We start from the raw sequence: 21,769 nt of genomic DNA, 5'->3' as shown, positions 1-21,769 counted from the left end.
GCGGACCATCCACGGCCTCTGGAATGCCATCGGCCGCATCGTCGACCTCTACTCGCCCCAGGAATGCTCGAACTACTCGCAGCCGCTGGCTACGATGCAGACTGATCAGAAACCGCTCTAAGAGGAAGTTTTTTTGGCGTAACTATGCATCGATCTAGCACTCACCGATCAACCGGCAACGGTTTTGGTTGCCCGTTTTGGCGCATACCAGCCCGCTGGCAGCGGCAGAGGCGGCGATTCAGGATTATTGTTGATGTCGAGAGCATGAGGAAAGTTATGCTCATGACCGGCCGGGCTGGCACGATCCTTCCTAAGGAAAGTTATTTCCATCACATCGGGAATGACGATCCCGCGACGTCTGAATTGCCGGCCCCAATTGTTTGGATGATTGTGGACAATATAGTGAGTTTTCAGTAATCGTGACAAAAACTACTGAATGACCTGTTTGCCATATTGATCCAAAAGCTGGCCCATTGAATGAAGTTCGAGAATAATAATGCGAAATCTTGCGAGTAAATCATCCGAAATATTGGAAAGTACCGTCTATTCAGCACCTTCGATATCGATCTGTAGCAGGGGGTCATGATTTCCTGCTTCATAAGTGTTTACCCATGAGTCAATAGTTGTATACTCTAAGCTATCGCGCAGACCGAGAAATTTTGCGTCGAAGCGGAAAGCGGCATTATGCAAAGGTGGTGAAGTAACCGAAGCATCCGCCATATAGCAAATCATCCCCCGGGCCACTATTTCCGTCTCGAATGTGGCAACGGCTTCAACTCCCGGCGAGAAAAGCGCGGTAATACCATCGAGATCGTCAGGAAGAAGATGAGCTCCATCGGCATCGCCGCCGCATCGGATCATGGGAATATCGACCGTTACAGGCCACAATTTTCAAGAAATGAAAGCAAATTTTCTGGAAGAGGAAGGTTCTCGCGATCGATACGATACACAAGTGAATGAAAGATCTTTTTTGACAGCGCGCTTCAGCATAAATATTTCTCTCCATGAGCAGCGTTAAGCATAGAAATTATCGGATGCTTTCGTGCTCGTGGTTGTACATCCAGGCAAGTGTGTCTTCCAGGGTGCGCGGCTGCCAATTAGGCAGAGCATCCCGCAATCGTTTCACGTTACCGCCCAAGAATGGAACATCGTTGTTACGAACGTACGCCGGATTTATCCGTACATCGATTGTATGTCGGCTCAATTGGGAAAGCATTCTAAGTATATCTTCGATTGAATTCACGACGCCTGTGCAAATGTTGACAATTTGCGGTGGCTGTTCGGCAACGATCAGACCGGCATATGCCTGTGCGACAGACCTGACGTCGCCGAAATCACGTTTGACCCACGTGTTACCTAACTCCACGACGTTCTCGCGACGACGGAAATGATCTACCAGCTTTGGGATGAGATAGTCCGTACCTTGGCCATTACCAGTGTAGTTAAACGGTCGTGTTATGACAAGGTCGAGCCGGTCGCGCCATAATGCTGCGCCGAGCTCCATTGCCCGCTTGCTGACGGCATAATGGTTGGCGGGGTTGATCAAGGCGTCTTCGGTGACAAGGCCTTCCGCTCCAGGCCCGTAAACCTGCGCGCTGCTTGCCAGGACGACACGGGCACCAGGTTTTTTGCGTGCTACCGCATCCAGCAGGGTAAAGGTGCCAATCTGGTTTACGCGATAAAAAGCCTGCCAGTCGGCCACGCCAACGAAGGCACGGGCCGCTAGATGGATTACCCTGTCGAAATCGGTGTTGGCGATCACCTGCTCGACAGCATCCGCATCGGTGAGGTCGGCTTCGATCGGAATGCATTCCACGCCGACGGTTTTCAGTGCTTCGGTCACAAAGCGGCCGGTGAAGCCACTGGCTCCCGTCAGCGCTACCTGCATCAGAAAGACCAGCCGGTGGCGTTGCGGCGCATATCCGCGTCCACCATGAGGGCGGCCAGCTCCTCGAGCTGAACCGTCGGTTCCCAGCCCAAATCGTTTCGTGCCTTGGCGGGATCGCCGATCAGCAATTCTACTTCGGCCGGTCGATAGAAGGCGGGATTGATCCGAACGAGGCTGCGGCCGTCTTTACGATCGACACCAATCTCCCGCTCCTCCGTGCCCGACCAGTCGATCTCGACACCAACCTGTTTGAAAGCGAGTTCGACGAAGGTGCGTACCGTTTCGGTCCGGTTGGTCGCCAGGACGAAGGTTTCCGGTACATCATGCTGAAGCATCAGGCGCATACCTTCAACATAATCCTTGGCATAGCCCCAATCACGCTTGGCATCGAGATTGCCTAGCTCGAGAATATCGGCTTTGCCTTGAGCTATCTTGGCGACGGTATCGGTAATCTTGCGGGTCACGAACTCACGCCCGCGCAAAGGAGATTCATGGTTGAATAGAATGCCGCTAGTGCCAAATATGCCAAAACTCTCACGGTAATTCACCGTAAGCCAGTGAGCGTAAAGCTTGGCAACGCCATAAGGACTCCTCGGGTAGAAAGGAGTATTCTCGGTCTGCGGAATGGCTTGAACTTTACCGAACATTTCCGATGTGGAGGCTTGGTAAAAGCGAATCTCGCGATTGACCGTCCGGATGGCTTCCAGAAGATAGGCCGCTCCCAGTCCGGTAATCTGACCAGTGGTGATCGGCTGATCGAACGACACTCCGACAAAGCTTTGCGCTGCAAGATTGTAGATTTCTGTCGCTTCCGATGTGTCGATCAGGCGAATGGCCGAGCCCATGTCGGTCAAGTCGTATTCGACCAGTTTCAGGTTCGGATGATTGGTGATGCCCAATTCGTCGATCCGCCAAAAGTTGACCGAACTCGTGCGACGATAGGTGCCGTACACGGTATAGCCTCGATTGAGCAGGTTTTCAGCCAAATAGGCGCCATCCTGGCCGCTGATCCCGGTAACAATGGCGGATGTCGTCATGATTGCCCTTATTGACTTTGAAAAGCGACCGCTTCCGAAAATGCGGAATGAAAGGCGCTTTAGAGAACCATGTTCCGAATTGCCAGATGTGCCGAGCCGCTGGTCGCCGACGCTGGCTTACGCTAGGCGAAGGCGAAGACAGTAATCAAGGAACGATCCGATTGCGCCAGACCCATCAAGGACAGCGCTCGTCTACCCGCGCAGATTTGCGTGCCGTGCTGATTGGAGCAGCTCGCCGCTTGCGCGCGGTTATTGTCGATGGCGTCAAGGATTTTCTGTTGAAGCTGCGACTGACGTTCGACAGGGCATCGCGACAACGGGCTGACGCCACGGATGCGTGGCACATCCTGATGATCGATAATCTGCTTCCCGACCCGCTGTTTGGAGCAGGCTACCCACGCGCCAGTGCAATTGTGCATTCGTTGGTCAAGGGCGGATACAAAGTGGATTTCTATCCGATGGAATCCACCCCGGATGATCTGCTGCGAATGAATCGTGCGTTTGCCGGTGCAGTGCGTTTCCATCGTGGTGAAGGAGCACGGGGATTACGCCGTTTGCTATGGCGTGAAGGCGACCGTTTCGAAACGCTGTTCGTCAGTCGTCCCACGCCAATGAAAGCGTTGATCGAAGCACTCGGACAGCCGTCCGGCGATCATGATTTTCGTTCCGTCATCTACGATGCCGAAGCGGTTCTCTCGCCGCGCGAAGTACGTCGGCGCGCATTATTCGGACTGGCTTGGTCTGAAGCGGAGTATCAGGCGGCGCTCGCCGCAGAGCTCTCTTTCGCTCGGGGTGTCCAGGCGGTGACGGCGGTGGGGCATGGGGATGCCGATGTGATCGGATCCGTGCTCGACGTACCGGTGTTCGTGCTGCCTCACCCTGTCACGGTTCGTCCTGCATCTCCGGATTTTCCTGGCCGGCAGGATATCCTGTTTGTCGGACGCCTCACTGAGGCAGCATCCCAGTCTCCCAATGTAGATTCCGTCCAATGGTTTACGAGGGAGGTGATGCCGCAACTGGATCATTTGATTGGGACTAAATATCGTTTTCACATTGTCGGTCGGGTTGAAGCACCGGAAATTATCGCTTTGACATCCGATCGCGTGATACTGCACGGCGTGGTCGAAGATCTTCAGCCACTATATGATCGTTGCCGCCTGTTCGTTGCCCCCACCCGCTATGCTGCGGGAATTCCCCTGAAAGTGGTGGAGGCGATGGGCGAAGGCATTCCATGTGTCGCAACCCCGCTCTTGGCCCAGCAGTTGGCAGCCGATGATATCGAACTCACAACAGGGGATGGCGCTACCGACTTTGCTGAGCAGTGTGCGCGTCTTTACACCGATGTGGTGGCCTGGCGGATTGCCCGCGATGGTGGCATTGCCCATGTTCGCCGAACCTGCTCCCCCGCTGCATTCGACCGTGTTCTTGTGAACGTGCTGGATCATGTATTACCTGCCTGACCACCATCAGTTGTAAACATATCTACATGTCGGCGTTTCGACAAACGTCGAGGGGAGGCGCTTCGACAGACGTAAGCGTCCGGCCTGACCCCCGCATCAGCGGACATCACCGCTCATGCCGTTCCGGACAACACGGGTCAGGCCGGACGCGTACCGACAGACTGCCCTTTTTATGTTTCATCGGCTAAGCGCCGGGCATGTCAGTGCGTCGCTCCCTTGCTTGGGCCTTTTCAGGTCAGTTTGCCGCGTTTTCCGTTCAATTTGTTGGACTGGTCGTTATCTCCCGGCTCTTGGCGCCGCGAGAGATAGGTATCTACACCATCGCGATGGCGGCATTGGGTATCATTCAGGTATTCACAACGTTCGGCATTGCTTCTTTTGTAGTACGTGAGCCTGAAATGCCTCAGGCTACGCTTGAATCCGCCTTTACTGTCAATGCGATCCTGATTGTCAGCCTATCGATGCTGTTGATGGGACTGAGCTTTGCCGCGGGGCCAGTGCTCGGCGCCCCCGAGGCTGGTTCAGTCCTGCGTATTCTTTCGATCAGCAATCTTTTTGCGATTGTCAATTTCAGGCCCGCAGCAATGCTGCAGCGAGAGATGCTGTTCAAGCCGCTGTCGATGATCATGGTCGCCAACGTCACAACGCAAACCGCGGCAACCATCTGTTTTGCGGTTGCGGGTTTAAGTTATATGAGTGCCGCCTACGCATCCCTGCTGTCGGTGCTGGTATCTACTTTGATGACCCAGAAGCTTGGTCGCAGGTATATCAGCTTTCGGATATCGCTCGTCGGATGGCGCCCCATCACTACTTTTGGATTGCAGATGATGTCCGTGAGCGGCGTGGCCATGCTCAACGGTAAGCTCTCTGATCTACTGGTGGGGCGATTGCTTGGCGTGACTGCGCTAGGATTCTATGGGCGTGCGTCGCAGCTATCTGCAATCATCTTCGACAATCTGTATGGCACGGCTACCCGTGTCGTATTTGTGCAGTTGTCCAAGGACTATCGCGACGGCGGAAACTGGCGTGAAACCTACCTACGCGGCTTTTCGATGATTACCGCCTTCATGTGGCCGTTCCTGATCGGTCTCGCCATTCTCTCTCGTCCGGCCATCCATCTGCTTTATGGAAAGCAATGGCTGCCGGCTGCATTACCGCTTGCCGCAATGATGGTATCCCAGTTGATCGGCGTAGCGTTCGGGATGAACTGGGAATTGTTCGTGCTTCGCGGTGAAACCGGAAAGCAGGCACGCTTTGAAGCGGCGCGGTTCCTGCTGGGTATCCCTATCTTCGCTGTCGGCTGTCTGTTCAATATCCTGTGGGCCGCGATTGCGAAAATCCCTGACGCCCTGATCGGTCTCGTCCTTTATTATCCACATGTTCGCCGTCTGGCGCAGCTTGATTCCCGCGCGATACCTTTGGTCTATCGCGACAGTGCGCTGCTGACTTTGGTTGCTGTCCTGCCGGCGATGATCGCGATGATAACCTATGACTGGTCGCCGACTACGCCCCTGCCTGTCGTGTTTGGTGCCGTTTTCGTTGGGATCACCCTCTGGTTTGGCACCATCATCCTGATGGGTCATCCGTTGCGCGACGAGATGCGGGTCATTGGACGGAAACTGAACTTCGCGCGTACCCTGTCATGAGCGTCTATCGCAGGCGAGCCAGCCGGCCCTGCTCGGCAAAATAGGCAATGGTCTCATTCTCGATCGCCGGGTCCGTAAGATGGCCGAGTTGAAGCTGCCCACGCCTAATCCAGTCAATGCGGACTTCGGGATCAAGCATCTCCTGCATCGCGGCATCGATGTCACCGGGGGATAAGGGATCGATCTGCCGCACACCGGCCCCCCCTATTTCCTCTTGCGATCCGCCGCGTCCTGCCACAACCGGAATGCCAGCTTGGAAACCCTCTGCAATCGCCATCCCATAACCCTCGTAAAGAGAGGGGTAGACCATCGCCACGCTTTCGCTCAAAATCTGAAACTTGGTGAGATGATCGACATAGCCGGTCAACTCCACATGCGCGTCGAGGCCAAGATCCGCGATCAATGGTGCGAGAGCGGTATAGTTTGAACCGACCAGCACAAGACGATATCCGGGGTGGTGGTGGACGAACCGTGCGAAGCCATGTAGCAGCACATCCACTTTTTTGCGGGCGTCGATGCCACCGATATAGACGAACTGGTGCCGTAGCGGGTTTGAAGGCCGCTGTCCGGCATCTTTCAGCCGTATCAAAAGAGCAGTGACGTCACGGCGTCGAAAGATGCGGTGGATGTCTCTAGCGCTTTGTTGCGAGATCGTGAGGATGGCATCGGCTCGCGCGACTGCGATCAATTGAGCGATCGTCTCGACGTTGTTCTTTGGCCGGGTCAGCAATGTCTTCCAACGGCGCAGATAATATTCTCTAAAGAATAGATAGGGAATAACATCGAGAAGTCCCAGTACGTAGCGGGTGCCTGCGGTCTTGCGGAGCGGAATGCCGCGATTGGCGCCGGAAAAATAGAGGTCATGTCGAGCCTCGACAAGATATCGTGGCAGATCATACTGCTCCCAGCGTAGCGAACCCGCACTGCCGAACACTCGCGTCTCAAGTGCCGCAGCCTCGTCATATTGCGGCAGAAGAGGTTGATTGCTGAGCAATGTCAGGTCGAAGCCGGCCGTACGCAGCGATTGCAGGATCGAACCAAGATAGATGGTATAACCGCACGGCGCGCCTGTAAAAGGGCGTGCATCGATCGCGATACGGATCGGATCGGCCGTCACCTAAGGACCCGGCCAGATACGGCCGCTTGCATTGCCGTACCGATGCCCGACCCACAGGTGGCTTTCGTGATGGATGCGACGCGGGCAACGGGTCGGATACCAAGGGTCCCGATGGAGGGCAAAGTCTGCGTCATCGCAGGCGAATTAGCCGGGCGGGACCCCACTCACAATGGCTAGTCGAACAGGCCAGACAGGAGACCTTGAAACCATGGCCGGATTTCGCGCAGGCGCATGCGCCTGCGCGCCAGGTTCAAGATCATTTTCGCGACGATTACCGGCATCACATAGGCCAGTATGATTACACCGTAATGCTTGCGCGCGAACAACAGGTGGCCACGTGTGGCATGATAGACCGAAAAGGCGCTGAAGGACCCACCGGTTGAAATGCTTACCTTGTGTCGGCAGACGAGCGACGTGTCGGTCACCGCCTTCATATCCCTCTTCTTCATTTCCATGCTGAGATCCGCATCTTCCCAGTATACGAAGAAGCGGTCGTCGAAGCCGGGAATGACATCAAAAACGCTCATCCGAAAAACGATGCAGCAACCGGTGACGAAATCGTTCTTCTGTATCCGGTCGGACGATGCAGCGGATCGTGGTTGCCAGATCTTGTTGTGATAGGGGATGAGCCCGCGACGCCAGCGAAAGCTGCCTGTGATGAACCAGATATGGTCTGGCTGGTCGAAGGGAGTGATAAGCGGCGAAAGCACCGCTGCGTCCTGTTCTTCGAGCGAGTGGACCATGCCACCGATCAGATCCGGTCCAAATTCCACATCATTGTTGATGAAGGTAATGTGCTCGGCACCCGCCTCGCGCGCAAAGGCGATGCCTTGGTTGCAGGCGCGACCGAAACCGACATTTTCCTCGTTCAGGATCAGCCGCAAATTAGGAAGATTCAGCGCTTGCAGATACTCCGACGTGCCGTCGGTTGAGGCGTTGTCGATAACCAGTAACAGGAAATTCCGATCGTCCTGAGCCTCCATACTGGCAAAAAAGGCATCCAGAATGCCGTATTTCCGGGCATTGTAGGTGATGGTGACGACAACGTTCATGCAGATGGCCTGATTGGATGGGCATGCGTGCGGAGGGGGTGCGCTGGCATTGCAGAAGCTTGCCAATAGGCATGTTGCTTTCTACGGCCAACCATTCTTCTGCCGGGGTGCCTTGTGCGCGAGCTCCGTGTGAAATGCTGTCGCGCGCTTATCTTCATGGTCGGTGCCATTGCGGTCAGAAAAACTGATGAGATTGAAACGAGCAATATACCGGGCATTGGGCCAGCGTCCGCCCGTGTACCGGCGGGTCGGCATCGAGGCGCTGGAGCGCAACTGGAGTTTCCGCCGTTCGATGCCCGATGGTGTGACGATCCTGATTCGTCTGCTCGTGATGCGTGGCCGGGTGCCGGCGCCCGCCAGCCGCGCGCTGATCCCGATCACGCCGGCGCCGCGATGGATCGTCTATTTCATTTATTTGCCTAGCGGCGGCCTTACCGCTGCGCACCGTTATACGCTGGAGCGGCTCCACGCTGCCGATGCTCGCCTCGCTGTCATCTGCGCAACCCCGGACGGTGATGTTCCTGCCGAACTCCACCATCAGGCAGATGCGCTTTACTGGAAAGGATTAGGCGGATTCGACTTTTCCGCCTACGCATTGGCCTTGCACGAGGTGGCCGAACGCAGCTCCGGCGCGGACGTGTTCGTACTGAACGATTCAGTATTCGGTCCGTTTGTTCCGTTGGACAGTCTCTGGCCCGCGATGCGCTGGGATCTGACCGGTTTCACTGCATCGGCTGAACTCGAAAACCATATTCAGTCCTATGCTTTTCATCTGAAGAACTGCACGCGGGGCCGGCTTCGTCGCCTCCGCGCCATTTTTCCCCGTCATAGTGCGTCCGACACCTATCGTGATGCGGTGTACAGCCGGGAATCGCGGTTTGCGGCACAGGCCGCGCGGTCGATGACCGTGGGATCCCTCTGGTATGCCGACAATCGGCGGGCAGGCGATCCCAGTGTATTCGCCGCGCTGCCACTGCTCAATGCCGGATTTCCTTTCCTGAAGCGGTCCCTTCTTGGCAAGAATGCACGCTTCTACGGTCCGGACGAGGTGCCTGACCGGCTGCGTTCTTTGGGGCATCCGGTGGACGAGATAGTTCTCTCCGGGACCGCCGACACCAAGGTGGAAGAATGACACAGGACAATTCTGCTCTGCCCAGTCGCCGCACGCTGTTGGGCAGGGCGGGCGCTGCGCTGACATTGCCGCTGGTCGGCGAGCAATCGAGTGCGAAGGCGAACACCGGCCCCGTACGGACGCTCGCTTCCCTGGCCGATTTGGCGAAACCAACCGGGGCGGAAGGCGTGGGAACACAAGACGGCAACCTTGCCTTGGTGGTTGCCGCCCTTCCATTGTTTGCACAGGCACACGGCATCGTCGGTGATGGTCGGACGGACGATACCCGCGCCGTACAGGCCTTCCTTGATCTTTGCGCCAACACGGGCGGGCGTATTGCCTATTTCGGCGCACTCATCGTCCGCATCACCGGTCCCCTGAAAAGCCGGGGGGTAGGTATCGTGTTCGAACCGGCGAGTTACGGGGCGGCGGGGGCGCCTGGGTTTCTGGCATCTGGTACGGGATACACGGTTCTGACCGTGCTTGGCAGTGTTGCCGACTTCTGCGTCACGGTGACCGGTGACGGAACGATCGGTATTCCAGAAGACGGCCGGATTGTGGACGATCGGCGGCCAAGGATCAACGGCATCGCCTTCGGTTCCGATGACGAGCCGTTTGCCATGTCCACGGTGAGGTCGGTACGCGTCAACAATCTGGCCGGCTTTGGCGTCCGGCATGCGCAATGCTGGGATTCGACCTTTTTGTCGGTAAGCGTCGAGCGGTGTGGTCGCGATGGTATTTATGCTTTTGAGATCGCCGGCGACGATCGTCGCACCTGCAACGAGACGACATGGACGCGCATCCACGTCGAGCAGGCGGTGGGCGGCGCGATCCGGGTGGATCCCGGTGCGCTGTCGTGCAGCTTCGTTAAAATCCACAGCGAGCGGTCGATCGCACACAAGGGTGTGCTGACCTGGCTGCTGGGTGGTGCGTGCACGTACGATTCGGTTCGGCTCTCCGCGATGAACCCGGCCGAGGCCACCCTGACAGTGACGGGCAATCAGACCGATTTCCGCAATCTGCGCGCTGAAGGTGGAATTCCCGTCACTGTCGATGCGAGCGGCGGGTCCGTAAACTTTCATAATCCCGGTGCCGTCCTGCAACCGGCATCAAACCAGAATGGTATCGTCAACGTTATCGGTGGCGTGGTGTCGGTGAACGGCATGGGCGGCGACTGGCACTTGTCGGGTTGTCGGATCGACCGATTGGAGGTCGGCTTCATGTCGCCGGGTATATCGTCGACATTGACGGGCTGTATCGTGAGGGAACTTGTTCCCCAGCGTGGTAGCGATCAGGGTGAATTGTCGTTGAGCGCTACGCGGGTTGCCAGCGGGACCATTTCAGGCGCGGGTCGATTGCGTGCGTTGCGTCTTCGCAACGGCAGTCAGCTGGTTCCGGCGGCCGGCACTTTGGCTTGCGCCGATCAGACAATAGAGGTGGATGCTTCGTCGCGGGTCGAAGGCAACGTCGTACTGCAAAATGTAGCACTACGTCTCACGGGCATGATAACGGGCAATCTTACAGTTCGTGGTCCCGTTCATGATGTCCGTGCCGATGACAATGCCGTGGTGAAAGGGGCTGTATCCGGCTGGGGAGCGCCCAGCGTGCCGGGGGCGCCGGGGGCATGGAGCGTCAATTTAGCGACAACCGACGACCAGTTGGCTAAGACGGGACGTATGGTGATCGGCTGGCGTTATGGCGCCGGTGCTTGGCGACCGGTGCAGTTGGATATCAGGGGTTGATGAACGTGAGTGCAGCACTAGGTCCATCGCGCACGCGTAGTCGTACGGACGGCCGTCGAAAAGGCCATGGTGGACACCGCCAGCCAAGGGGAATTGCCGCCTTACTGCGCAATGTGAACGCCATGCGTGGTCGGCCGGGCAGGACCGGGATCGCCATGCTGGCAGTCATTGTCATGATGGTATTCGGAGGTCCGATCCCCAGTATCGTAGCGACCATCCTGATCGGCATTGCGGGACTGTTGCTGCTGGGCGCCCTTACCGTCTCCGATGAACGGACGGCATTGCAGAATCAGCCATTGGCTTTCCGCATCGGCCTGGCCGGCGTCGCGCTTCTGCCGCTGCTCCAGATCGTGCCGCTACCACCGTCGATATGGCATATGCTGCCCGGACAGGAGCTGCGGGTCCGCATGCTGACGCTCGCAGGGCTGGCGGACAGCTGGCAACCGCTTAGCGTCACGCCGCTGTTTACCGCCGGCACCGTCGTGATCGCCATCGCTTTCGTCGCGTTGGTCACGCTGCTCCTGGTGTTGCCAGCTAAGGATTTTCGCCGCGTGGTCTGGCTGATCTTCGGTCTGATCGGCCTCAATATCCTGATCGGTCTGGTGCAGGTCGCGTCGGGCGGACAGGTGTTGCGTTTTCACACCGCGGCGGATCATGGCGCGCTGCTTGGTTTCTATGCGAACAAGAACCATGCGGCGCTTGTACTCGCCGCTTCCCTGCCAATCGCTGCCTATCTCTTTGGCTCGCGCGTACAGCCCCAGGGAGCGCGTACGTGGTTGGGCTTTTACGCTGGCATCGTGCTGGTGGCGCTCGTCACGACGAACAGCCGTGCCGGCATCGGTCTGGGCGTCATGGCCGTTCTATTGCTCGGCAGCCTCTACGTACGCGCGATCAAGCCGATCTACATCGCGGGAATCGTTGCCGTGGTCGTCGGGGGCATCATACTGGTCAGCACCTCGTCCGCTTTCGAGCAGGTGTTCAGTCGTTTCAATGCGGTGGACGAGGATTTGCGTTGGCAGTTCCTGCGGACCAGCCGTCCGTTGATCGAACGCTACTGGCTGTTCGGGTCCGGAATCGGCAGCTTCAGCACGCTATATGCGGTTGGCGAGAATCTGGCATGGGTGAAGCCGACGTTCGTTAACCAGTTGCATAATGAATATCCGCAGCTGTTACTGGAAACGGGTCTGCCGGGGGTAGGTATCTTTCTCATGATGATCGGAGGGCTGATATGGCGCGGCGTGGGCGTCTGGCGGCAGGCAGAGTACGATAATCGCCTGCCCCTGCTCTGCGGCGCGCTGATCCTGGTGTTAATCGCTGTTCATAGCGGGGTGGATTATCCGCTAAGGAGGCCGGCAGTACTGCCGATCCTTGCCCTTGCTATGATATTGGTTATACGCGGCGATCTGACCGCTTCGACAGGTCTTGTGCGTCGTAGGCAACGGACTTGAGCGGTAGGGAGCGGCGTTTGCATTTTCCGATCGGAAAAGCGCTTATGCTTCCGATCCTACACCAAGGGAATAATCGGTGATTGTCAGGTGCGTGACGGTAGTCAGTGTTGCTGCCCTTCTCTCCGCTTGTGGCGCTCGTTCCGATCTTCCAGTCGGAGCGGCCGCCTTTCCTGCCGTGACGGTCGCGTCCCCTGCTCCCCGCCCTGTTGATCTGGAAGAATATCAGATCGGCCCGCGCGATATTCTGATGGTTTCCGTCTTCAACGAACCTGGTCTTACGTTCGAACAGTTGCCGGTATCCAGTGGCGGGACGATCGCCATGCCTCTAATCGGTACGCTACCTGCTTCGGGCAAGACCGCAGCAGAGCTGGCGAACGACATCAACGCACGCCTGAACACGCGCTATCTGCGCAACGCGCGGACCGCGGTATCGGTGGTAACCGCAACCAACTATACCGTGACCGTTGATGGCGCGGTGATCAAACCCGGCATCTACGACATTCCCGGACGTCTGATGCTGTCGCAGGCGTTGGCGGTCGCCGGTGGTGCTGCACAATTCGCCAAGATGAACGAGATCGTGGTGTTTCGTGACATCAACGGACAGCGTTACGCCGCCCGGTTCGATATGAACGATATCAGGACTGGCCAAGCACCCGATTTCCAGCTGCGGCAGCGTGACACCGTCGTTGTCGGTTACAATAGTGCTGCCGCCTTCTTCCGTGATATCGTGACCACCCTCCCCAGCGCGGCGGCCGTGTTCGTCGCGTTGCGCTGACCTGACGGATCGTCATAAATGAAGTTCACCACGGCCCCCGACGCGGGCTTCGAAATCCCGCTGGACCAACGTCCGGCCGATGGCACCAAGGCGTTCAGCCTGCGAGAGATCTGGGCTGGCGTCTATCGCTCACGTGTCTGGATCGGAATCATCATGGCGGCGTGCATCGGCGTCGCCATCGCCTACTCCCTGCTCGCCACCAAGCTCTACAAAAGCGAGGTTTCGATCGAGGTCCGTCAGGAAGCCGAGAAGGTGCTAGGCACCGAGGCGGATCGTGAAGGTGCGTCCTCCAAGAACGATACCGAGCGGTTTTTACAGACCCAGCTGGAAATCATTCGTAGCCGTGGCGTAGCCGCGACCGTCGCCGAGAGCCTGGGTCTTTACCGGGGTGATGCCTTTTTGGAGGCGATGAAGATCGAGCCCGCCGAAAAGGGAACGCCTAACCAGTCGCTTCAACAGATCCACCGTGAGCAGGTGGAACAGGCGCTGATCGCCCATGTCGATGTCGAATATACCGGCAATACGCGCATCGCCGAGCTGACGTTCGTTAGTCCCGATCCACGGCTGTCGGCGCGGGTCGCCAATGCCTATGCTGACGCTTTCATCCGTAACAATCTATCGCGCAAGGCGGACAGTTCCACCTATGCGCTCGACTTTCTGCGCAATCAGCTGGGCGAAGCGCAGCAGCGGCTCGAGCGAGCGGAGCGGCAGGCGCTTGGTTATGCGCGTCGACTTCGACTGGTTGATCCCAGCAACGCAGCGGGCAGCGTTGCTGGCACTCCCCAGTCGCTTTTGTCGGCGCAGTTGATCCAGCTCAACCAAGCCTATTCGGGTGCTCTTTCGGACCGGATTGGTGCCGAACAGAAGTGGCAGCGCACTCAGGCGATGCCGGATCTGAAGATACCGGAGGTTCTACAGAATCCTGCGGTGCAGTCACTGCTCCAGCAGCGTGCGCAATCTGCCGCCACGTATCGTCAGCAGCTCAGCACTCGTCAGGCGGATTATCCGACGGTGCTGGAAGCGTCCGCTCAAAGTCGCGAATATGACCGCCAGATCGCTACGATCGCGCGCAACATCCGTGATACGGTCAAAAGCCAGTACGATATCGCGCTTAGTCGCGAACAGACGCTGGCCCGTCAGATCGAGCAGCTGAAGAGCACCACCCTGGATGAGCAAAGCCAAGGCATTCAGCTTTCGATCCTGCGTCGCGAAGCCGATACCAGCCGCCAGCAATACGACTCTCTCCTGCGCCGCTTCAACTCGCTCAATGCGGAAGCGGGCGTTCAGACCAACAACCTCAGCATCGTCGATCAGGCACAGATCAGCGAAGGACCGTCCTGGCCCAAATTGCCACTGATCCTGGCGCTTGCCATCTTCATCGGTATGTTGCTGTCGTTCGTCTGCGTGGTTCTGCGCGAGCAGCTGTTCGACGCGGTCCGCATTCCCGATGACGTCACCGACCGCCTTCGTCTTGCGCTGCTCGGCAGCGTACCCGACACCGACGATATCGGTGGCGAGATGGCCGATCCCAAGTCGTCGGTCAGCGAGGCGTTCAACAGCGTGCGAACCGCGCTTGCCCTGTCTGAGGGAGGGATGCCCAAGACGGTGCTCTTCACGTCGAGTCAGGCGGGCGAAGGCAAGTCCTCGTCGTGCCATGCGCTTGCACTCAGCCTAGCAAGGCTCGGCAAGACGGTGCTCATCATCGACGCGGATCTGCGTCGTCCGAATGCGCACCGGCTGTTCGACGTCAAGAATCAGAATGGCTTGAGTGGGGTACTTGCCGGATTGCTGCCGGCGCATGAAGCCGTCCAGTCGCCGCAGGGTAATGGCGTGTTTCTACTTCCCGCCGGAGACATCCCGCCCAATCCGTCCGAATTGGTGAACAGTCCGCAATTCATGAAGATGGTGACGGAACTCACCGGCCGGTACGACGTGGTACTGATCGACTCGGCACCGGTGCTGGGCATCGCCGATGCCGTCATCCTGTCGAGCGAGGTTGAAGCAACCGTTTTCGTCATTGAAGCCGGACGCAACTCGATCCGTGGCGCCACCAATGCGCTGGCACGTTTGCGTCGTGGCGGAGGCAATCTAGCCGGCGCGTTGCTTACTAAGTACAATCCCGGTCGTCTCGGTTATGGTTATGGTAACGATTACGCCTACGAGTACCGGTACGAATCGTGACGTCGATGAGGACCGGTAACATACTATTGGGGCGGCGGGCGCTGTTTCCTCTTGTTCTTGCCACATCGCTAGTTGTCGCGTTGATATATTTTGTCGGCATGACACGGCGAGTTGCTTTGCTGACGACGGGCAACGGCACCAATCTGGTGGGTGCGCCGTCGGGCGGACCACCGCTTGGCCAAAAAGCGCTCGCCAACGTATCCGCGCTAGCCGCCGATCCACTTGATCAGCAGGTAGTCAACGGGGTGATTGCCGCAAAAATACGCGCGACAGGAAACCTGAACGGTGCCGCGAGCAATATCATGTTACTGCGTCAGCTAGGATGGCGGAGTACGACGGCGCTTCAAAATCTATTGTGGCTGGCCGGCACGACGGGTGATCTATCGTTAGTCATGGATACGATGGATGCCCTTCTCCGTCGTGAGAAGTTGCTTGGTCAGATTTATCCTGTCCTCAATTTGATGACGACCGATCCGGCATTTCGAAATCTATTGATTCAACGGCTTGCGACCCGTCCGCCGTGGCGGCGCTATTATTTCATGTCAGCCTCGGATCTCTCGAAACCGGATCAGATCGAGGGACGATACCTTGTCATGCGCGCTATCCAGCGCCGCGGTGACCGGCTGACCCGCAACGAAGTCGCTCCCATCCTAGCCAAGCTAACGGGGGTGGGTCGGACAGCGCAAGCTTTCGATCTCTGGCGGGCACAGGCCGGCACAGTCGCAACCCCGCTTGCTGACACCAATTTTGCCATCGCATCCTTGCCAATAGCCACAGATGCACTCCCGGTTCCATTCGAATGGCAGCTGGCCAGCGGCAGCGGTTATTTCGCCGATGCGAACCATGATGATCGCGGCAGCTTCGTCAGTATCGACTGGAACGGCCGCGGGGCGCCGCTGTTCGTTAGTCAGCTGACAAGTGGACGTGCAGGTCGTTATCAACTGGACGTGACAGGCGATACACCGATGTCGATGATCGCCGACCGGATTGGTTTTCGCCTCGCCTGTCCCGGCGGAAAGATGACGCAGCTCGATCCGGCTAATCCCCGTGCGACAGGGCATATGCAGCTGGTCAGCGTTGGTCGCGTCACATGCGATTTTCCCAAGCTTGAGTTATATGGCCTGACGCAGACAGGATCGTCGTCGGCGTCTGTCGTGTTGCGGACGATCCGGCTTGATCGGATCGGCTGATGACCGGGGTGTCTGCCTCGATCGAAGGTGAATTTCCGCAGTCGATGGTGGCGGCATTACCCAGGTCGCCCCGCCGGGTTGCCCTCGTCCATTACTGGCTAGTCAACATGCGCGGTGGGGAGCGTGTTCTTGAAGCGCTAGGTGATTTGTTTCCGGACGCTGACATCTACACCCATGTTGTCGCGCCGGAGCGGCTGTCCGACAGGCTGAAGCGGCATCGCATCCAAACCACTTTCATCAGCCGGTTGCCGCGTGCCATACGCTGGTATCAACGATATTTGCCATTGATGCCACTGGCGCTCGAAGCGCTCGATTTGTCCGACTACGATCTCGTCATTTGCAGCGAGGCGGGACCGTCCAAGGGTGTGATCCTGCATCCGGGAGCGACACAGATCGTCTATTGCCATTCGCCGATGCGCTATATCTGGGATAAGTATCATTTTTACCGTGGGCGGGCTGGTTTTTTAACACGGATGTTAATGCCGTTGGTCGCTCATTATCTAAGGATCTGGGACGCTGCATCATCGTTGCGGGTGGACGCCTTCGTTGCCAATTCCAACTTTGTCGCTGGACGTCTGCGACAAGCCTATCGTCGCGATGCGACGGTCGTTTACCCGCCGGTGGATGTCGACGCCTTCGCGACCACAAAACCCGCGACGGTTGATGATTTCTATCTTTGGTGCGGAGAACTGGTGGCTTATAAGCGGCCCGATGTCGCGATCGATGCCTTCAACACGCTCGGCCTGCCGCTGGTCGTGATCGGAGGGGGGGAAGAACTCAACCGGTTAAGGCAGCGCGCCGGACCCAACATTACCTTTCTGGGCAAAGCATCGTTTGACGTCCTGCGCGATCATATGGCCCAATGTCGTGCTTTGATCTTTCCTGGTGAAGAGGATTTCGGCATGGTTCCAGTCGAGGTCCAAGCGTCCGGCCGGCCGGTCGTCGCCCTTGCACGGGGTGGCGCGCTGGAGACGGTGCTGCCTGGAAAGACGGGAATATTATACCAGAACGACGACACTGAAGGTCTGACCGAAGCTGTTCGGACATTTGAAGCGTCAGGCTTGGCAGAGACATGCAGCCCGGCATGCATCGCCAACGCCGCGCGGTTCGGCAAGCAGGCGTTCATGGCAGGAATGACGCGTGTACTACTCGATCATGGCATATCGATCGCGTCCCCATCTTCCTTGCGCACGGCATAGGGTAAGTCATGCTTCTTGGTCTTGCCGCAGTCATCGCGTTCCTCAGCGGGTTTACCGATCTGAGACTGGGCGACATTCAAAGCGTTGAGTTCGCCATCGTGGGCGCGCTCATGTTGTCCTTTCTCCAGCCGCAGCAACAGGCGCGGATCGAGGGTCCGGGTGTGATCATCAATCTGCTGCCGCGGGTGATCCTGATGATCACACTGATCGCATGCGGCTCGTTCATGTCCTTGCGGCTCAATTTCTATCCACCCAGCGATATCGGGCTGCTGAAGCAGCCGCCCTTTGCGACCATCGCCCGGCTGATCGAGGTTGTGATCTCGGTTTGCTCGCTGTTCGTCGTCGCACTTGCGATCCGTGACGATCCGCGCAAGCTCAAGCTGATACTGATGGCTTTCGGCTGGGCTGCGATCGCAAATGCCATGTGGGGTGTCTTTTGCTTCGGGATGCATTTCGCCGGACTGGAGTTGCCAGGGATTACATTGAGTTCTAGGATTCCACGCGTACGTGGTTTTTTCAACGAGGGTGGTCCGCTGGGTGTCTATCTGGCGGGTGGCGCATTGGTGCAATATATCCGTGGCCCCATGCTCCATTATATTTCCCGGGGTAGCTATAGGGCCAGCATGGCAATCATCGTGCTCGCGGTGGTGGGCTCGCAATCCAAGGCGGCGGTATTGGTGATCCTGCTCCTTGCGTCTCTTGGTTTCCTTCAGCAGCGCCGCGCCAGCCTGATCTTCGTGGCCGTAGCGTTGATCCTGCCGATCGCGATCGCCAGCAATCTGGTCGAGGGCCTGAACGGGTATTATTCGAACCTCGTCAACTTTCGCAGCGAAGCTTATGAGCGGTCCACGGACGGCAATCTCGTCAATGGCCGGCTAATGGGGTCGGTGTTGCTGCCACGGATCGTCGAGGCGCATCCCATCCTTGGCGTCGGGATCGGCAATTACAGCCTTGTCCGCAACGATCCTGACATTTTGCTCGGCCTGCCGCGAACCGAGGTCTGGGATCTGCACGGCTTGGGGTTGCTTGGCTACCTAGCCGAACTCGGCATACCCATGACGATATTCGTACTCTATATCTATGCGTACCCGCTGCTGATGGCGCTGCGATCGCGGGCGTGGATATTTTTGCTTAGTGCTTATCCATTGTTGGCGGCACTGTTCGGTGTGCAGCTTAACTTCGCCTATCCCTGGATTGTGATGGGCATGGCGCTGGGTGCGCTGTCGATTGAAAAAGTACATCGTTCTACGGTTACGGCGCTGGTGCCGATCGGCCGGGTGTCACAGCTGCCAGCCGGTAATCGGCACGGGGCCAGGACATGACGATAATGCCTCGCATTTTGGTCGATGCGCGCCTCCCCTGGGGATCGGGGATTGGTCGCTATGTCCGTAATATCGTTCCAAGCGTTGCGGCCCGAATGCCGTCGGTCAGCTTCACGCTGCTGATCTCCCCCGTTGACGCAGAGCGGGCAAACATCCTCGCGGCAGACTGGAGCAACGTCACCGTAAAGGCTACACCCATCGGATCATTCTCGCTGGGCGAGCAGACGAAGCTGCCGGGATTGGCGCGTGAATACGATCTTACTTGGTTCACAAATTACTGGGTGCCGCTACGATGGTCGGGCCGGTTCGTGACGACCGTTCACGATCTCATCCATCTTGAGCCAAGCTTTCCCGCATCGGCTATGAAGCGGATTGCCGCCGCGCGTACCTTTGGCAAGGTCAGACGTGATGCCGCACATATTATTTTCGACAGCCGCTTCAGTGCGCGTGTGTTCGAAAAAGCGGTGGGGACGCCCCGAAAATCCAGCGTGGTGCATCTTGGCATTGATCATGTCGGCGCTCCCCCTGTCATGGCGTCGGGGCATAAGCGCGGCAAGACCGCATTGGCCGTTGCCGCAGCAAAGAAGCACAAGAACCTGCCATTGCTGCTGGATGCGTGGCGGGAGGCCAATCTCAAAGATTGGCAACTCACCCTCGTCACCCCGAGCGATGATCTGCGTTCATCGATTGATCTGACCGAACAGGCGGAGCGGATCGCGAACGTCCATATCCTTCGTGGTATCAGCGACACCGATCTCGACGCGCTTTACGCCAGTGCCGGTTTTGTATTGGTGCCATCGCGTTATGAGGGATTTGGGCTGCCACTGCTCGAAGCGATGCGGGCGGGAGCACCAGTGATCTCTTCCACAGCTCCTTCCCTAGTCGAGGTCGCGTCCGGCGCATTGATTCCCTTTGTCGATCCGGACGATAGAGAAGGATGGATACAGGCGATCCGCACTATGGCGATTGGGTGCGAAACAGCCGGCGATTGGCAGAATGCGGTGTCCGCTCGTAATCGCGTGATCGCGGAGGGCTTTACATGGGACAAGGCTGGCGCACACACCGCAGACATTCTCAACAGTGCCTTGGCGGGTGGAAGTCAGGCGTATCAATAGGCGTTGCTATGCCGCATCACATTCATCGTTTGGAAGATGATCGCCAAGTCGTGCTGTAGCGACCATGTCGCTACGTACTCAAGATCCGCTTGAAGCCGGTTCGTCAGGTCCTCGACATGATGCGTATTGCCACGGAAACCACGCACCTGTGCCAGACCCGTCATGCCCGGCTTGATGACATGACGCTGACGATAGCGTGTATCTACATCCCAATATAGGAGATCGGCCGCCTTGGCCGCCAGCGCATGCGGTCGGGGACCGACAATGCTCATGTCGCCTTTCAGCACGTTGAAAAGCTGCGGCAGTTCATCGATCGAGGTGCGGCGGATAAAGCCGCCTACTCTGGTGACGCGCGCATCACCGATCTGGGTGAGCGTCGCGCCATGCTCGTCGGTTGCATGCGCATACATGCTGCGGAACTTGAAGATCCGGAAGATGCGGTTGCCGCGCCCAATCCGCTCTTGGCGGAAAAACACGGGACCACGACTTTCCCAGCGAATGGCAATCGCAGTACCCAATAATATAGGCGAAAGAATCAGGATGGCGCCGATCGAAAATGCGATGTCAAACATGCGTTTCATTGCCCGTGACGAAAAGGTCATCGGTCCGTAGTTGATGATCAGCGTACGCCGATCACCCAGGCGGCGCATGCCGATTGCTCCAACCTTGTCGCTGACATCGGTCAATATTTCGCCGTCCACCGCCAGCGTACGCAGTACCGGCGCCCAGGCTGATGCACGGTTCGGCGAACAGGCGACGATCATTCGATCGGCATGTGCGATGGCGTGCGAAAGGTCATGATAGGCGCGTGGATCGTTTGTTTCCGGGTCGAAACCCAGATCGCCTGCTGTCAGGATGATTTCGCACTCCTGCGGTTGATAGGCTACTTGATCTAGGATCACGATCGTCGTGTGAGCGGAGCCAGCTAGCATGCGGGCGATGCGAGGCCGGAGCAGTTTGCGCGCAACAATCAGCAGCACAAACGATGCGACAAAGCCAATTGCGAACACGCCGCGCGAAAAGGCGGCGCTGGCTTTCAGCATATAGGCGATCAGCAGCACCACGGCCCCGGCGATAGTCAAGGCCCGCGCGGCACGGCGCGCGCCGAGATTGGCGTCGTCGAGCGTGGCGGCGCCATAGGTGCCGTTGGTGCCTGCCTGTATCGCAAACAGCGGTAGGATTGCGCCCAACATGATGAAGCCATGTTCGATCGGCGTGGCGGCCGTAAGGCTGACCAAATAATTCGCGACGACGAATGATATTCCGATTGCCGCCACATCGCTCAACGCAAGCAGGAAGTAGCAATGCAGTCGGGTAACTTTCTTGTCACGAACAAGAAGAGGCGTAAAACCGATGCGTGCATCGATCGGGTGGATGACGTTCATATTGATCGAACCGGGAATTGCATTGTGCCGTAATAATCCTGTGCGTTGCCAAGGTCGAGGCATGATGCTGGCTGGTGAGAATTGAGATTGGAAAGTGCTGT

Annotated in this window: 17 protein-coding genes; 11 read left to right on the top strand and 6 right to left on the bottom strand. The window is 57.7% G+C overall.

Annotated elements, in window-relative coordinates:
• Positions 1 to 543: 543 nt before the first annotated feature.
• The 3 genes from JAO74_RS16305 to gmd form a co-directional block, all read right to left on the bottom strand.
• Positions 544 to 861: a hypothetical protein gene (locus JAO74_RS16305; RefSeq protein ID WP_199040585.1), complete on the bottom strand. Its 318-nt coding sequence runs from the start codon at positions 859 to 861 to the stop codon at positions 544 to 546.
• A gap of 166 nt (positions 862 to 1,027) precedes the next feature.
• Entirely contained in the window at positions 1,028 to 1,888 is an 861-nt protein-coding gene (locus tag JAO74_RS16300; RefSeq protein ID WP_199040582.1) for a GDP-mannose 4,6-dehydratase, read from the bottom strand.
• On the bottom strand, positions 1,888 to 2,925 hold the full coding sequence (gene gmd, locus JAO74_RS16295; RefSeq protein ID WP_199040579.1) for a GDP-mannose 4,6-dehydratase: 1,038 nt from the start codon (positions 2,923 to 2,925) through the stop codon (positions 1,888 to 1,890). Before gmd ends, JAO74_RS16300 begins: the two co-directional genes overlap by 1 nt.
• 161 nt (positions 2,926 to 3,086) lie before the next feature.
• Here gmd and JAO74_RS16290 point away from each other — a divergent pair, with 161 nt between their 5' ends.
• Together JAO74_RS16290 and JAO74_RS16285 are read left to right on the top strand one after the other, a co-directional pair.
• Complete coding sequence (locus JAO74_RS16290; RefSeq protein ID WP_199040576.1) at positions 3,087 to 4,385, top strand: glycosyltransferase; 1,299 nt, start codon at positions 3,087 to 3,089, stop codon at positions 4,383 to 4,385.
• A gap of 197 nt (positions 4,386 to 4,582) precedes the next feature.
• Positions 4,583 to 6,031 (top strand): oligosaccharide flippase family protein, encoded by a 1,449-nt coding sequence (locus JAO74_RS16285; protein WP_199040573.1) that lies wholly within the window; start codon positions 4,583 to 4,585, stop codon positions 6,029 to 6,031.
• 4 nt (positions 6,032 to 6,035) lie between these two features.
• On the opposite strand, the gene JAO74_RS19180 is transcribed toward JAO74_RS16285, so the two are convergent.
• Together JAO74_RS19180 and JAO74_RS16275 are read right to left on the bottom strand one after the other, a co-directional pair.
• Positions 6,036 to 7,148: a glycosyltransferase gene (locus JAO74_RS19180; protein ID WP_199040570.1), complete on the bottom strand. Its 1,113-nt coding sequence runs from the start codon at positions 7,146 to 7,148 to the stop codon at positions 6,036 to 6,038.
• Between the two features lie 173 nt (positions 7,149 to 7,321).
• The gene (locus JAO74_RS16275) at positions 7,322 to 8,200 is read right to left on the bottom strand and encodes a glycosyltransferase family 2 protein (protein ID WP_199040567.1); all 879 of its coding nucleotides are present in this window, start codon (positions 8,198 to 8,200) and stop codon (positions 7,322 to 7,324) included.
• 187 nt (positions 8,201 to 8,387) lie between these two features.
• Between JAO74_RS16275 and JAO74_RS16270 the strand changes: the two genes are divergently transcribed.
• The 9 genes from JAO74_RS16270 (at position 8,388) to JAO74_RS16230 (ending at position 20,283) form a co-directional block, all read left to right on the top strand.
• Positions 8,388 to 9,332 carry a rhamnan synthesis F family protein gene (locus tag JAO74_RS16270; RefSeq protein WP_233151101.1) on the top strand — a complete coding sequence of 315 codons (945 nt, stop codon included), beginning with the start codon at positions 8,388 to 8,390 and terminating at the stop codon, positions 9,330 to 9,332.
• Positions 9,329 to 11,053: a hypothetical protein gene (locus JAO74_RS16265; RefSeq protein WP_199040561.1), complete on the top strand. Its 1,725-nt coding sequence runs from the start codon at positions 9,329 to 9,331 to the stop codon at positions 11,051 to 11,053. The genes JAO74_RS16270 and JAO74_RS16265 overlap by 4 nt, the downstream gene beginning before the upstream one ends.
• A gap of 155 nt (positions 11,054 to 11,208) precedes the next feature.
• The gene (locus JAO74_RS16260) at positions 11,209 to 12,501 is read left to right on the top strand and encodes an O-antigen ligase family protein (RefSeq protein WP_199040558.1); all 1,293 of its coding nucleotides are present in this window, start codon (positions 11,209 to 11,211) and stop codon (positions 12,499 to 12,501) included.
• A gap of 175 nt (positions 12,502 to 12,676) precedes the next feature.
• Positions 12,677 to 13,276, top strand: a complete 600-nt coding sequence (locus JAO74_RS16255; RefSeq protein ID WP_199040555.1) for a polysaccharide biosynthesis/export family protein — start codon at positions 12,677 to 12,679, stop codon at positions 13,274 to 13,276.
• Between the two features lie 18 nt (positions 13,277 to 13,294).
• On the top strand, positions 13,295 to 15,457 hold the full coding sequence (locus JAO74_RS16250) for a GumC family protein (RefSeq protein ID WP_199040552.1): 2,163 nt from the start codon (positions 13,295 to 13,297) through the stop codon (positions 15,455 to 15,457).
• Positions 15,458 to 15,573: 116 nt separating this feature from the next.
• Complete coding sequence (locus JAO74_RS16245) at positions 15,574 to 16,647, top strand: hypothetical protein (protein WP_199040549.1); 1,074 nt, start codon at positions 15,574 to 15,576, stop codon at positions 16,645 to 16,647.
• Positions 16,647 to 17,846 carry a glycosyltransferase gene (locus JAO74_RS16240; protein WP_199040546.1) on the top strand — a complete coding sequence of 400 codons (1,200 nt, stop codon included), beginning with the start codon at positions 16,647 to 16,649 and terminating at the stop codon, positions 17,844 to 17,846. Before JAO74_RS16245 ends, JAO74_RS16240 begins: the two co-directional genes overlap by 1 nt.
• A gap of 8 nt (positions 17,847 to 17,854) precedes the next feature.
• The gene (locus JAO74_RS16235) at positions 17,855 to 19,168 is read left to right on the top strand and encodes a hypothetical protein (protein WP_199040543.1); all 1,314 of its coding nucleotides are present in this window, start codon (positions 17,855 to 17,857) and stop codon (positions 19,166 to 19,168) included.
• Positions 19,165 to 20,283 (top strand): glycosyltransferase family 4 protein, encoded by a 1,119-nt coding sequence (locus JAO74_RS16230; protein ID WP_199040540.1) that lies wholly within the window; start codon positions 19,165 to 19,167, stop codon positions 20,281 to 20,283. The genes JAO74_RS16235 and JAO74_RS16230 overlap by 4 nt, the downstream gene beginning before the upstream one ends.
• Here the strand turns inward: JAO74_RS16230 and JAO74_RS16225 are convergent.
• Entirely contained in the window at positions 20,277 to 21,668 is a 1,392-nt protein-coding gene (locus JAO74_RS16225; protein WP_199040537.1) for a sugar transferase, read from the bottom strand. The two genes, JAO74_RS16230 and JAO74_RS16225, sit on opposite strands and share 7 nt — an antisense overlap.
• Positions 21,669 to 21,769 lie beyond the last annotated feature (101 nt).

The organism is Sphingomonas mollis (assembly GCF_016427505.1).
GTDB lineage: Bacteria > Pseudomonadota > Alphaproteobacteria > Sphingomonadales > Sphingomonadaceae > Sphingomonas > Sphingomonas mollis.
The sequence above is the reverse complement of the archived record's forward strand: the minus strand, read 5'-3'. Positions and strand labels throughout refer to the sequence as shown.